The 13,020-nt window shown below is 71.6% G+C and carries 12 protein-coding genes; 7 read left to right on the plus strand and 5 right to left on the minus strand.

Features of this window, described 5'->3' with window-relative positions; all coding sequences use genetic code 11:
- Positions 1-11: 11 nt before the first annotated feature.
- Entirely contained in the window at positions 12-776 is a 765-nt protein-coding gene (locus VNG13_12190; protein ID HVA61275.1) for a CoA transferase subunit A, read from the plus strand.
- Entirely contained in the window at positions 773-1,444 is a 672-nt protein-coding gene (locus VNG13_12195; GenBank protein HVA61276.1) for a CoA transferase subunit B, read from the plus strand. The genes VNG13_12190 and VNG13_12195 overlap by 4 nt, the downstream gene beginning before the upstream one ends.
- Here the strand turns inward: VNG13_12195 and VNG13_12200 are convergent.
- Positions 1,438-1,923, minus strand: coding sequence for a GtrA family protein (locus tag VNG13_12200; GenBank protein HVA61277.1), 486 nt, complete (start codon positions 1,921-1,923; stop codon positions 1,438-1,440). The genes VNG13_12195 and VNG13_12200 overlap by 7 nt on opposite strands.
- A 74-nt stretch (positions 1,924-1,997) precedes the next feature.
- On the opposite strand from VNG13_12200, the gene VNG13_12205 reads away from it, so the two are divergent.
- From VNG13_12205 to purE, 3 genes are read left to right on the plus strand one after another with little or no spacing between them, the layout of a single operon-like run.
- Entirely contained in the window at positions 1,998-3,146 is a 1,149-nt protein-coding gene (locus VNG13_12205) for an acyl-CoA dehydrogenase family protein (GenBank protein HVA61278.1), read from the plus strand.
- 13 nt (positions 3,147-3,159) lie between these two features.
- Positions 3,160-4,296, plus strand: coding sequence for a 5-(carboxyamino)imidazole ribonucleotide synthase (locus VNG13_12210; protein ID HVA61279.1), 1,137 nt, complete (start codon positions 3,160-3,162; stop codon positions 4,294-4,296).
- Positions 4,293-4,790: a 5-(carboxyamino)imidazole ribonucleotide mutase gene (gene purE, locus VNG13_12215; protein ID HVA61280.1), complete on the plus strand. Its 498-nt coding sequence runs from the start codon at positions 4,293-4,295 to the stop codon at positions 4,788-4,790. Before VNG13_12210 ends, purE begins: the two co-directional genes overlap by 4 nt.
- A 14-nt stretch (positions 4,791-4,804) precedes the next feature.
- Here purE and VNG13_12220 read toward each other — a convergent pair whose 3' ends face one another.
- Positions 4,805-6,133, minus strand: a complete 1,329-nt coding sequence (locus tag VNG13_12220) for a UDP-glucose/GDP-mannose dehydrogenase family protein (GenBank protein ID HVA61281.1) — start codon at positions 6,131-6,133, stop codon at positions 4,805-4,807.
- 111 nt (positions 6,134-6,244) lie between these two features.
- On the opposite strand from VNG13_12220, the gene VNG13_12225 reads away from it, so the two are divergent.
- Entirely contained in the window at positions 6,245-7,333 is a 1,089-nt protein-coding gene (locus tag VNG13_12225) for a hypothetical protein (protein HVA61282.1), read from the plus strand.
- 2 nt (positions 7,334-7,335) lie between these two features.
- Here VNG13_12225 and VNG13_12230 read toward each other — a convergent pair whose 3' ends face one another.
- The 3 genes from VNG13_12230 to VNG13_12240 form a co-directional block, all read right to left on the minus strand.
- Positions 7,336-8,106: a TIGR03089 family protein gene (locus VNG13_12230; GenBank protein HVA61283.1), complete on the minus strand. Its 771-nt coding sequence runs from the start codon at positions 8,104-8,106 to the stop codon at positions 7,336-7,338.
- Complete coding sequence (locus VNG13_12235) at positions 8,103-9,605, minus strand: LCP family protein (GenBank protein ID HVA61284.1); 1,503 nt, start codon at positions 9,603-9,605, stop codon at positions 8,103-8,105. The genes VNG13_12230 and VNG13_12235 overlap by 4 nt, the downstream gene beginning before the upstream one ends.
- A gap of 148 nt (positions 9,606-9,753) precedes the next feature.
- Positions 9,754-10,737, minus strand: a complete 984-nt coding sequence (locus VNG13_12240; protein HVA61285.1) for a class I SAM-dependent methyltransferase — start codon at positions 10,735-10,737, stop codon at positions 9,754-9,756.
- Between the two features lie 332 nt (positions 10,738-11,069).
- Between VNG13_12240 and VNG13_12245 the strand changes: the two genes are divergently transcribed.
- Positions 11,070-13,010 (plus strand): hypothetical protein, encoded by a 1,941-nt coding sequence (locus VNG13_12245; GenBank protein ID HVA61286.1) that lies wholly within the window; start codon positions 11,070-11,072, stop codon positions 13,008-13,010.
- Positions 13,011-13,020: the final 10 nt, after the last annotated feature.

The raw sequence follows: 13,020 nt of genomic DNA on the forward strand, positions 1-13,020 counted from the left end.
GGGGCCCGGCATTGATCGACAAGGTGGTTGGCTCCGCGGCGGACGCGGTCGCGGACGTTTCCGACGGCGCCTCACTGGCCGTTGGCGGGTTCGGTTTGTGCGGTGTTCCCGAGGAGCTGATCGAGGCGCTGTACGCCTCCGGTGTGGCGGACCTGAGCGTCGTATCGAACAATTGCGGGGTCGACGAGTGGGGTCTCGGGATCCTTCTGCACGCCAAACGCATCGCCCGGATGACCAGCTCCTACGTCGGGGAGAACAAGGAGTTCGCCAGGCAGTACCTCTGCGGTGAGATCGAGGTCGAACTCACCCCGCAGGGGACCCTGGCCGAGCGGATGCGGGCGGGCGGAACCGGCATCCCGGCTTTTTTCACCGCGACCGGGGTCGGCACCCAGGTCGCCGAGGGCGGCCTGCCGTGGCGCTACGCCCCAGACGGCGCCGTCGCGAAGGCCAGTCCGCCGAAGGAGATCCGGCGGTTCGCCGATCGGGACTACGTCCTCGAGCACGCGATCACCACCGACTTCGCACTGGTTCGGGCGGCTGTCGGTGATCGGCACGGCAACCTGGTCTTCCATGAGAGTGCCCGCAACTTCAACCCGTTGTGCGCGATGGCCGGCCGGGTGACGATCGCCGAGGTCGAACGGCTGGTCGAGCCGGGCGAACTCGATGCTGACCGGGTGCACCTGCCCGGCATTTTCGTCCAGCGTCTCGTGGCGGTGACCGCGGCCGAGAAGCGGATCGAGCGCCGCACCACCCGACCGGCGGCAACGGCCCGATGAGCCTGACCCGGGAGCAGATGGCCGCGCGGGCCGCGCTGGAGCTCGCCGACGGCTCCTACGTCAACCTCGGCATCGGGCTGCCGACGCTGGTGCCGAACTACCTGCCACCTGGCGTCACCGTCGTGCTTCAGAGCGAGAACGGGATCCTCGGGGTCGGCCCCTACCCCGTCGCGGGCGAGGAGGACCCCGATCTGATCAACGCCGGCAAGGAGACCGTGACGGTCCTGCCCGGGGCGTCGTTCTTCGACTCGGCCCTGTCCTTCGGCATGATCCGCGGTGGCCACATCGATGCCGCGGTTCTCGGTGCCATGCAGGTCTCGAAGGACGGCGACCTGGCGAACTGGACCATTCCCGGCAAGATGATCAAAGGGATGGGCGGGGCGATGGACCTGGTGCACGGCGCCCGCCGGGTCATCGTGCTGATGGAGCACGTCGCGCGGGACGGATCGCCGAAGATCCTCGACGAGTGCACGTTGCCCTACACCGGACGCCGCGTCGTCCAGCGGATCATCACCGACCTGGCGGTCCTCGATGTCACGCCCGACGGATTGGTGTTGCGCGAACTTGCCCCGCAGGTGAGCGTCGAGGAGGTGCGGGCCGTCACGGAGCCGACCCTCACGGTTCCGGCGGAGCCGTCGGTCATGCCCGTGGGCGCGTACGGCTACTGAAGCGCGGCCTCGGCCGCCTCCGGGACCCGCTCGCGATCTGCCGAGTCCAGGAACACGTACCGCTTGAACGACCAGAACCGGAACATGGTGCCCAGGACCAACCCGACGACATTGGCGGCGACGTTGTCGGCAAGTCGGCTGTGCAGCCCGAGCACGTAGTGCGAGAACCCGAGGCAGGCCTCGGTGATGAGCAGCCCGATCCCGCTGAGCAGGAAGAAGACCCAGAACTCGCGGGCCAGGCCGAGCCGCGCTCGGTGCGAGAACGTCCAGTGCCGGTTGAGGAAGTACGAAGTCGTGGCCGCGGCGATTACCGACAGGGCCTTGCTGGTCAGCGGCCCGATGCCCTCGTGGAGGCAGACGTTGAACAGCGTGACGTCGATGACCAGGGTGAGGATCCCGACCACGCCGAACTTCGCCATCTCGTGGATGAGGGTCTGGAAGCTGGCGTAGAGGCGGCGAATCCCACCCGGAGTTGGCACTGACTGAGGATAACGGGCGCCGTGAAAGACTCGGGACCGCCGGAGGGGGTGCCGTCGCCGGTCGAGGAGGATGGATGGACTTCGGGCTCTCCGACGAGCATGAGGCACTGCGCAAGACCGTGGCGGAGTTCGCCCGCGAGGTGGTGGCGCCCACGGCGGCGGTCCATGACGAGTCCGGGGAGTTCCCCTACGACGCCGTTCGGCAGATGGGGGAGATGGGGCTGTTCGGGCTTCCCTTCCCGGAGGAGTACGGCGGCATGGGCGGCGACTACTTTGCGCTCTGCCTCGCCATCGAGGAGCTTGCCCGGGCGGACTCCAGCGTCGCCATCACCCTCGAGGCGGGGGTCGGGCTCGGGGCGATGCCGATCTACCGGTTCGGGACCGAGGAGCAGAGGCGGGAGTGGCTGCCACAGCTCACCAGCGGGCAGGGGCTCGGCGCGTTCGGCCTCACCGAGCCCGGCGGTGGATCCGACGCGGGAGCGATCCGCACCCGGGCGGAGCTGCGTGATGGCGAGTGGTCGATCGACGGGTCGAAAGCCTTCATCACCAACGCCGGAACCTCCCTCACCCGCCTCGTCACCGTGCTGGCGGCGACCGGCTTGCGCGCCGACGGGCGCCCCGAACTGTCCAGCTTGATCGTTCCGGTGCCGCGGCCAGGCTTCACCGCGGGACCGAAGTACTCCAAGGTCGGCTGGCATGCGTCGGACACCCGGGAGCTGGTCTTCGAGGACTGCCGGGTGCCGGAGGCGAACCTGCTCGGTGCGCGCGGCCGTGGCTACGCGAACTTCCTGCAGACCCTCGACGAGGGGCGGATCGCGATCTCGGCGCTCGCTGTCGGCCTCGCCCAGGCCTGCGTCGACGAGTCGGTGCGCTACGCCAAGGAGCGCATGGCGTTCGGCCGCCCGATCGCGGCGAACCAGGCGATCGCGTTCAAGATCGCGGACATGGAGATGCGCACGCATGTGGCCCGGCTGGCCTATTACCAGGCTGCCGGGAGGCTGCTTGCCGGGCAGCCGTTCAAGAAGGAGGCGGCCATCGCGAAGCTCTACAGTTCCGACATCGCGGTCACCAATGCGCGCGAAGCCACCCAGATTTTCGGCGGCTACGGGTTCATCAACGAGTTCCCGGTCGCCCGGCACTGGCGTGACGCCAAGATCCTGGAGATCGGCGAGGGCACCTCTGAGGTTCAGCGCATGCTGATCGCCCGCGAGCTCGGGCTCTGAGCCGGGGACCGGCGTGCCGCACCCGGTCACCGGCCTGCCCGTCGTCGGGATGATCGGCGCCGGTCAGCTCGCCCGGATGACCCAGGAGGCGGCCGGCGCCCTGGGGCTCACCCTCGCGGTCCTTGCCGAGCGGGCCGAGGACGGAGCCGCCCTGGTCACACCAGACCTCACCCTGGGAGCACCGGACGACGCTGACCGGGTCCTCGAGTTCGCCGGTCGCTGCGACGTCGTCACGTTCGACCACGAGCATGTGCCGGCCGACCTGGTGCGCGCGATCGAGGCGGCCGGCACGCCGACCCGACCCGGTGCGGCGGCCCTGGTGCACGCGCAGGACAAGAAACGAATGCGCGAATCGCTGTCCCGGCTGGGTCTTCCGGTCCCGGACTGGGCGGTGGCCGACGGGCCGTCGGCGGTGGCGCGGTTCGCCGGACGCACCGGCTGGCCGGTCGTCGTTAAACGGCCACGCGGCGGCTACGACGGCCGCGGTGTCTTCGTCGCTCACGGGCCGGGCGACGTCCCCGATGGCCCGTGGCCCCTGCTGGTGGAGGAGCTGGTTGCGGTGCGCCGCGAGCTGGCGGCGGTCCTCGCCCGTCGGCCTTCGGGGCAGCTGGCCGCGTGGCCCGTCGTCGAGACCGTGCAGCGGGACGGTGTCTGTGTGGAAGTCCTCGCCCCCGCACCGGATCTGCCCGCCGATACCGCACAGGCAGCGCTGGAGATAGCGACGCGGATCGCCGTCGACCTCGACGTGGCGGGGGTCCTGGCCGTCGAGCTGTTCGAGACCTCGACCGGTCTGCTCGTCAACGAGCTCGCCATGCGGCCGCACAACTCCGGACACTGGTCCATAGACGGGGCGGTCACCTCCCAGTTCGAGCAGCATCTGCGGGCCGTCCTGGACTGGCCGCTCGGCGACCCGTCCCCGCGGGCGCCCTGGATCGCGATGGTCAACGTTCTGGGCGGGCATGGCACCGACCTCGCGGCCGCGCTCCCCGTGGTGCTCGGGACCGATCCCGGACTGCGGGTGCACCTGTACGGCAAGCTCGGTCGTCCGGGCCGCAAGCTCGGCCATGTCACGGCGTTCGGGCCGGATCTGGCGGTGGTGAGGGAGCGCGCCCGCCGTGGCGCGGCCCGGTTGACAGGGGAGGCGACATGAGTGCACCGCGGGTAGGGATCGTCATGGGCAGCGACTCGGACTGGCCGACGATGGAGCCGGCCGCGACCGCTCTGGCCGAGTTCGACGTGGCGTGCGAAGTGCGGGTGGTATCCGCGCACCGCACGCCACGGGACATGCTCGACTACGGATCCGCGGCGGTCGGGCGCGGGTTGCAGGTGCTCGTGGCCGGCGCCGGCGGGGCCGCGCACCTGCCCGGGATGCTGGCCTCCGTCACGCCGCTCCCGGTGGTCGGCGTACCCGTCCCGCTGCGTCACCTCGACGGGCTGGATTCGCTGCTGTCGATGGTCCAGATGCCGGCCGGCGTGCCGGTGGCCACGGTGGCTATCGCCGGCGCCAGGAACGCGGGTCTGCTGGCGGTTCGGATCCTCGCGGTCTCCGATCCGGCCCTGAGCGCTCGGATGCTCGACTTCCAGTCGGAGCTGGCCAACGCCGCGCGGGAGAAGGACGCCGGGCTGCGCGGGCCGACGGCCTGAGCCGCCCGGCCGGGTCAGGGGCGCCCGAGCGCCCGATAGGTCCAGCCGGCGGCGCGCCACTGCGCCGGGTCCAGGGCGTTGCGGCCGTCGAGGAGGCGCCGTTGCCGCACCACCGCACCGAGGACGTCCGGGTCGATGTCGCGGAATTCCCGCCATTCGGTGAGCAGGAGCACGACGTCCGCGTCCTGCGCCACGGCCATCGTCGAGTCGGCGTAGCCCAGCTCCGGGTGCTGGCGCCGCGCGTTGCCGAGCGCGGCCGGATCGTAGACGGACACCGTCGCGCCGAGCCGTTGCAGGGACGCGGCCACGTCCAGTGCCGGGGAGTCCCGGATGTCGTCGGAGTTGGGCTTGAAGGCGGCGCCGAGTACGGCCACCCGGGCCCGGTCGACCTGCCCACCGAGCACCTCGACGGCCAGGTCGACCATCCGGGCCCGGCGACGCAGGTTGATCGCGTCGATCTCCCGGAGGAACGCGACCGCGGGTTCGACCCCGAGTTCCTCGGCCCGGGCCATGAATGCGCGGATGTCCTTCGGCAGGCAGCCACCCCCGAACCCCAGGCCGGCGTGCAGGAAGCGACCGCCGATCCGGGTGTCGAAGGACAGCGCCTCGGACAGCTTCGTGACGTCGGCGTGGATCGCCTCACACACCTCTGCCATTGCGTTGATGAAGGAGATCTTGGTGGCGAGGAAGGCATTCGCGGCAACCTTGACCAGCTGCGCGGTGGCGAAGTCACAGACGACGACCGGGGTGCCGCCGTCGATGATCGGAGCGTAGGCGGTCCGCAGCACGCCCTCCGCGTGCGCCGAGCGGACACCGAACACCAGCCGGTCCGGATGCAGCGTGTCCTCTACCGCGAAGCCTTCACGAAGGAACTCCGGGTTCCACGCGAGCTCCACCTCGTCCCCCGCCGGGGCGGCGGCGCGGAGCGCGTCGGCCATCCGCTCGGCGGTCCCCGCCGGAACGGTCGACTTGCCGACCACGAGGCACGGGCGACTCAGGAGCGGCGCCAGTCCGGCGACCGCTGCGTCCACGTGCCGTAGGTCGGCGCCGTATCCGTCGTCCCGCTGCGGAGTTCCGACGCAGACGAAGTGGATGTCGCCGAACTCGGCCACCTCGGCGTAGCTAGTGGTGAACCGCAGGCGGCCGGCATCCACATTCTTCCGGAGCACCGCCTCCAGGCCCGGCTCGAAGAACGGCACCTCGCCGGCGGCGAGCCGGGCGACCTTGGTCGCGTCGACGTCCATGCCGAGCACCTCGAAGCCGAGCTCGGCCATGCACGCCGCGTGGGTTGCGCCGAGGTAGCCCGTTCCGACGACGGTGAGACGGGGGCGGCCGGGAGTCACGGGAGAGGCCTTCGGGTCAGGCAGCGGGGACAGCCGATGCTAGCCGGGTGGATACGCGGCGAGCCTGCCGATCCAGCTCCGGCCGGGCTCGATGTCCGGCAAACTGGCCGGATGGGCCTTCGACTGGTTGCGGCGGGCTGCGCCGCGGTCCTGTTCGCCGGGATCGTGGCCGCCGCGGCGGACGGACAGTCCGCGGGCCCCGGCCCTTCGGTTGCGGCCCGGTCCCGGGCGTCCCGGGCGGCGCACAACCCAGTCCCGCCGATGCCCCGGGTCCCGCGGGCCGCCCCCGCTCCCCGGGCGGCTCGCCTGCTCTACCCGTTGCCGGCGCGGGCGGTCCAACCGGAGCCGTGCCCGGCCCCGCCGATCCCGCTGGGGCCGGCCGGCCCGCCGCTGGGACCCCCACGGGTCGCCGAGTCGGCGATCCCGTGGCCCGCCCTCCCACCGCGGCGCCACGTCGACCTGACTCCGATCCTCGGCAAGGGCATCTGGTTGACCCTGTGGCCCGGGTCGACGCTGGACCCGGCGCGGGTGGTCGCCCAGGCACGTGCCGCCGGGCTGACGCAGCTGTGGGTGCGCACCGGAGGGAGCGATCAGGGCTTCTACGGGCGCCGGGACCTGGCCGGGTTGCTCCCCGCGGCTCACCGGGCCGGGCTCGCGGTCATCGCCTGGGACTTCCCGCATCTGTCCGACCCGGCCGCCGATGCCCGCCGCGCGCTGGCGGCGGCCCGACTCGGGGTGGACGGCTTCAGCGCGGATATCGAGACCACCGCCGAGCGCACCTATCTGACCGCGCGTCGGGTGGCTTACTACCTGGCCCTGGTCCGCGCCGAGGTCGGCTCGCTCCCGGTGATCGCTACCGTGCCGCGGCCGACCGCGGAACGGCTGCGCACGTACCCCTACGCCGCCGAGGCGCCGTACGTGGACGTCTTTGCGCCGATGGTCTACTGGTCGTGCACCGAACCGGGCGCCGCGGTCGCGGGCGCGATCACGGCCTTGGCCCGGCTGCGGCCGGTGGCTCCGATCGGTCAGGCCTACGACATGGGCTCGGAGGGCGGCCGGCACGGTTTGCCCTCCGCGGCCGAAACCTGGCGCTTCCTCGACGTCGCCCGGCGGATGGGTGCCATCGGCGCGAGTCTTTACGACTACGAGAGCAGCGGGCCGCAGAGTTGGCGCGCGCTGGCTGCCTACCCCTGGCCCTGATCTCAGCCCAACCGGCGGAGGCCGTCGATGTCGACGCCTGCGGCCGCCGTGATCCGCTCGGGCCGGACCAGGCGGGCGAGCCACGCCCGGTCCGCGCCCGGGGCGAGCACGATGCCGGACCGGCCCGCGAGTGGGCCGAGGAGACCGGCCCGGAGCCCGGGCAGGGTCGCGTAGTCCAGCGCGCAGAGCACCCGGTCCGCCGGACCGAGCCCGAGCTCGGTGGCGGCGGAGCTCGCCTCGTCGGCCAGGTCGGTCGCGGTCCAGAGTCGCTCGCCCAGGTCGAGCACCGCGGCCTCCGGCCCGGCCTCCGCGCCGAACTGGTCGGCCTGCCCGAGGACCTCGGCCGCGTAGTCCGTGACGCCGGCCGGCGGGTCGGTGAGCGGCTTCCCGAATGGACGCAGCGACACGCCGAGAACCGCGCCGTCCCCGGGGACGGCCCGCGCCTCCGCGAGCCGCTCGGCCGCCGCGATGACGAGTGCGCCTCGGCGATCCGGGGTGGTGCCGGCCGCCCAGACCCGGGTTCGCAGACCAACCGCCCAGCAGCCGAGCAGGAGGACGGCGGTCTGCCAGTGCAGCGGCAGGAGGAGGTCGGCGCGGTCACCTTCGTCGAGGCCGAGCTCGTCCCGGAGGAGGTTCGCCGACTTGGCCACCCAGTTGTGGGTGGTGACCCGGGACAGTTCGGTGCGCTCGCCGGTGTCCGCCCGGTAGTAGGTGAGCAGCGGCCGACCGGGATCCTCACCGACCGCCGCGGTGAGGATCCGGTACGGGGTCATGGAGCGCAGGACAGGCTGGCCGCGGTGGCACTGTTGATCCCCGTGGCGGGCGGGCTCGACGTCGCGGGGGAAGGGACGGTGGTGTCGATGCTGACCGCGTGCGCCCCGCTGTAGCCGCTGCCGAGGACGAGTCTGACGTCGCTGCCGAGCGATGGGTCGGCCCGCAGCGTGGAACCGGGGACGGCCGCGGCCAGGGTCCGGGCCGAGTCGGCCCGGGTCGGGCCGTAGTAGACCACGCTGGCGGCTCCGACCTGCGACGGGTTGGTGCCTACCGACACCACGTTGAAGCCGACCCGGGACAGGTCGCTGCTGGCACGGTGCGCGAGCCCGTTGATCGTGGTGCCGTTCTCGACCTCCACTCGGATCGACGAGGGCGCGACTATGAGTTTCGTCGGGACCGTCGCTCCCGGCCGGGAGCGGCCGGGCGATGTCGAGTTGCTGTTCTTCAACGCCGCGAACAGCGCGGCGTCCTTGGCCGGGTCCAGCAGGACTACGGACCCGATGCCCGGGACGAACCCGTTGGAGAGGGCGAACGGGAGCGTGACGAATGTGACATGGGCCGGATCCAGGTGGCGCATCCGCTCGGCGAAGTTGCGTATGTCGTCGAAGGAGAGCGCGCTGTCCACGGTGACCGCGCTGGTGAGCGCCCCGAGGAAGGCGTTGAGCTTGAACGGGTTGAGCAGAGTCCCGGCGCTCTCCACCTTCTTGAGCACCACCGACAGGAAGTACTTCTGGTCGTCGATCCGGGAGATGTCCTGGTTGGCGAAGGTGTGCCGGTCCCGGACGAAGGCGAGCGCCTGCCGGCCGTCGATGTGGTGGACCCCGGCGCTGAGGAAGTCCCCGCTGTCGTGGTCGGCGCGGCTGGTCTTCACGCACACCGTGATCCCGCCGAGCGCGTTGACCATGTTCTGGAAGCCGGTGAAGTCGATCTGCACGTAGTGGTCGATACGAAGCCCGGACATCTGCTCGATGGTCGCCTCGAGCAGGCCGGCGTTCCCCGCGGGCAGGTTGCCCTCCGAGAACGCAGAGTTGATCTTGTTCATGTGCGCCGGGGTCCCGTGCCAGGCCGGGATCTCGACGTAGGAGTCCCGCGGGAACGAGACCACGACGATCTTTCCGGAGCCGGGCGGGATGTGCACGAGCAGGGACGTGTCGGAGCGCGCGCCGCTGACGTAGGTAGCCGATCCCGGCGCCGCATTGAAGTTCCCGTTGCCGCCGCCGCGGCTGTCCGAGCCGACCAGCAGGAAGTTCACCGACCCGTCGGCGGCCGCCTGCGGGGACTTGAAGCCCGGGATGCCCGTGAAGATCCGGGTCAGGTTCGCGTCGTAGTAGCGGACGAGCACGTAACCGGAGGTGCTCACGACCAGGACGGCGGCAGAGGCGATGCCCGCCAGCCAGGCGAAACGGCGCGACCACCGGCTGCGCGGGCGGGTGGGGCGGAGCCATGGCCCGCGGGGATCCAGGTGCGGCGGCAGCCCGCGCGGTGCCGTCGTGGTCACGGGCCGATCCTCCTCGGTCTGGCGCGACGACGTTCCTCCCCGCTCCAGGGACGTCGACGCGGCAGGAAAGGTTGTCCGGGAACTCGGCGGCTCGGTGGCCAGTCCGGCCTGCCCTCCAGGATACCCGGGCGAGGTCGGCTCCCAAAGATCAGTCCCGGCGCCTCAGCCAGATCGAGCCGCCGCCGTTTTCCAGCATCCGGGGGAGCTCGTTTCGGATCAGGTCGCGGTGAGTTACAAAGAGCCAGTCGTTGAACAGGACGATCTCGTACTGGTCGTTGAACAGCAGGAAGGCGTGGAGCAGGTAGGCCTCGCTCCACGCCCGGCCTTCCTCGATCCAGATCTGCGGGTACTCGAACGGATAGAAGATGTCGTGGATGTGGACGAAGACCCCCGGCGGCACGCTCGGGAGCACCCGGGTGATGAGGAAGTGTGCGTCGCTGCCGACCTTGACCACATGCGAGCAGTCGATGAAGAGCACGTCGCCGGCGGAGAGTTCGGCGTAGAGCTCCAGCGGAGCCTGCTGAACACCATGGCCGATGACCCGCACGCCGTCGTTCGGTCGGAGTAACCGGTCCAGAATCTCCGGATACGGCTCGACGCAGGTGACCTTCAGTGAGCCCCCCAGGTGCTCCTCGCTGACGTCCAGTGCGAGCGCGGTCGTCCAGCCACTGCCCACCTCGAGGTATCGCGAAGGTCGCAGATGCCGAAGCATCGCGTAGAGCATGAGCGCGTCGCCCCTACCGAAGGACGGGTTGTCCAGGTAGTAGCGGGCCGTCGGCTGCCGTTCGAACGGGAAGTCGGCTTGCCGGGCGAGTGGGGCGAGTTGTGCGAACAGCGCGAGCTGGGCGTCGGCATTGAGGTCGAGCCCCGGAAGCTCCTGTCGCTGATCGAAGATCCGGCCGGCGTCGCGAGCGACCTCGTCGAGGTCGGGAATCGGTGAGTAGAAGTGGCCCGGCGGCGCCCAGCGCAGGAACGGCGCGTCGGGGTGGGCCAGGTGGTAGTTGCCCAGCGCCGCCAGCTTCGCCTGGAGCTCCTCGATCTCCGCGCTGCGGCGAACCGAGCGGATCGCTCCGTCCAAGCCGGACAACCGGGCTATCCGCCGCGCGGCGGCCCGCGCCCGCCGCTCCGCCACGCTGGCCTCCTTGTCGTTCTCCGCGCCGGTCTCCCACCGGCCGAGTGCCCAGCCTGCCGTCCCGGGCCGTGCGGGGCAAACGGGCCGGACCGAGTGGGCGGTCTTGCTCGAACGCCACGCTCCGAGTGGGCGGTTCGCCCCGGGCCGAACGCCCACTCGCGCCCGGCTGGGTTCCGCCGGGACGGGTGCCGCGATCCCGGGGCCGCGGCCGGGCCGGGACAGGGTCCCGCCCGGGATCCGCTGTGGAGATTCGCCTTCCTGCGCTCGCCGCCTACTGGGCGCGGGCGCACTAGCATCCCCTCGGTGGACGCAGCCGTGCGGGCCGGCGGGCCGTGAGACCGACCGCCGGTCGGCTGGCCGTCCTACCCGCATGGCTGGTCGGCGGGTGGCTCGTGTCCGCGCTCGTGCTGTTGCTCCTCGGCCACTACCAGCCGGTTCCGGCGCTGCTGGTCTGTGTCCCGTCCGCTGTCCTCGCCGGCGGCTACGGATGGTGGGCGTGGGGCTCGGGCGGCGAGCCCATTCGTCTGCCCGCCCTGCTTACCGGCGCGGTCGGCCTCGGATTCACCGCCCTCTCCTGGTACGCGGCCGCCCCGCAGCTGGTCCTGCGTCGCGATCCGGGCACCTACCAGCTGGCAGCGATCGGTCTCGCCAGGTCCGGGCGGCTCCCGCTGCCGGCCCATGCCGCGGTCTTCGGGCAGGTCGCCGGGGTTTCCGTCGCGAGCCCGGGGTTCTTCGCCACCGGGCACCCCACCGGATTGGTCCCGCAGTTCATGAGCGGACTTCCGCTGCTCGCGGCGCCGGCGTACTGGCTGGGCGACGTCACCAGCGTGGTTGCGGTCAATGCCGTGCTCACCGGGGCGGCGATCCTCGCCGTCGCGCTGGTCGCCGGGCAGGTCGCCGGGCGCTGGGCCGCCCCGCTCGCCGCGGTCGCGCTCGCGGTGAGTTATCCCGAATTGCATGTCGCCCGGGAGTTGCTCTCCGAGCCGGCCTCGCAGCTATTGCTTTTCGCCGGGCTGGGGATGCTCATCCGGGCCGAGCGCACCGGTGCGCGATCTCTGCTGATCGGTGGTGGGCTGCTCACCGGCCTCACCGTGCTGGTCCGGATCGACGGCCTTGCCGATCTCGTGTTTCTCCTGCCCTACATCGGCGTGCTGGCCGGGCGGCACGGCCGGGCCGCGGCCACCAGGTTCGCGGCCGGCCTGGCGGTTGGCGCCGGGATGGGCCTCCTCGACGGGGTCGTATTCTCCCGGCCCTATCTGGCGATGCTGGTGCGCCCGTTGGTGGAGGCCGCGGGGCTGGGCCTGGTGTCGATCGCGGTCACGTGGGCGCTGGTGCGCCATCGCGGGTGGCTGATCCGATGGACCGAGCGGCCATGGACGTCGTGGCTGGCCGGGAGCGGCGTGGTGTTGGCGGTGGGGCTGTTCGCGCTCCGACCGTTGGTCCAGACCGTTCGGGTGCCGCACTCCTCGGTCCGGGGCGTGGTCGGTGGGATCCAGGCGGCCAGCGGCCTTCCGCTGGACCCGAACCGCACCTACGCCGAACACTCCCTCTACTGGCTGATCTGGTGGGTGGGGACACCCGCCGTGGTCCTCGCCACCCTGGGGCTCGCCGTCCTCGCCGCGCGGGTGGTCCGTGGCCGGTGCGCCGGGGTCGAACCGCTCGTCCTCGTCGCGCTCGGCGTCGGTGCCCAGATCCTCTACCAGCCGGGAATCACCCCTGACCATCCGTGGGCAGACCGACGGTTCGTGCCGGTGGTGCTTCCGGCCCTGGTGATCGCCGCGGTCTGGGTCTTGAGCCGGATCTGTCGCGGCAGCAGATCGCGGGGTCCGCGCCTGGCTGCGGTAGGGCTGGGTGTCGCGGCCCTGCTGGTTCCGGCAGTTCTGGCCAGCGCCCCGATCGCGTTTGCCCGGACCGAACAAGGCGAGCCAGCGGCGGTCGAGCGGCTGTGTCAGGACCTGCCCCCGCGGGCGGTGCTGCTGGCCGTCGGTCCACGGGCGGCACGTGAGCTCCCGCCGGCGCTGCGCGAGCTCTGCGACGTCCCGGTCGCCGCGGTACTCGACGGCTCGGCCGCGCCTGCGGCGATCGCCGCCCTGGCGCGGGCCTACGGCGACCGCCTGATCGTGTTGGCGGAAGACCCGGCACTGCTCACCGCAGTCGGTCTGCGACCACGCCTCCTCGTGGACCTGCACACGACGGAGGATGCCCGCGTCCTCGCCAACCGTCCCACCACGACCGAGCCGCTCGTCGTGGCGGTCTGGCAGGGCATCGCTTGACGGCCACCGG

The organism is Mycobacteriales bacterium (genome assembly GCA_035533475.1).
Taxonomy (GTDB): Bacteria; Actinomycetota; Actinomycetes; order DATLTS01; family DATLTS01; genus DATLTS01.

Excerpts from the sequence above, each read along its gene's own strand:
- VNG13_12195 (HVA61276.1), top strand. The coding sequence starts at position 773 with ATGAGCCTGACCCGGGAGCAGATGGCCGCGCGGGCCGCGCTGGAGCTC.
- VNG13_12205 (HVA61278.1), top strand. The coding sequence starts at position 1,998 with ATGGACTTCGGGCTCTCCGACGAGCATGAGGCACTGCGCAAGACCGTG.
- purE (HVA61280.1), top strand. The coding sequence starts at position 4,293 with ATGAGTGCACCGCGGGTAGGGATCGTCATGGGCAGCGACTCGGACTGG.
- VNG13_12225 (HVA61282.1), top strand. The coding sequence starts at position 6,245 with ATGGGCCTTCGACTGGTTGCGGCGGGCTGCGCCGCGGTCCTGTTCGCC.
- VNG13_12230 (HVA61283.1), bottom strand. The coding sequence starts at position 8,106 with ATGACCCCGTACCGGATCCTCACCGCGGCGGTCGGTGAGGATCCCGGT.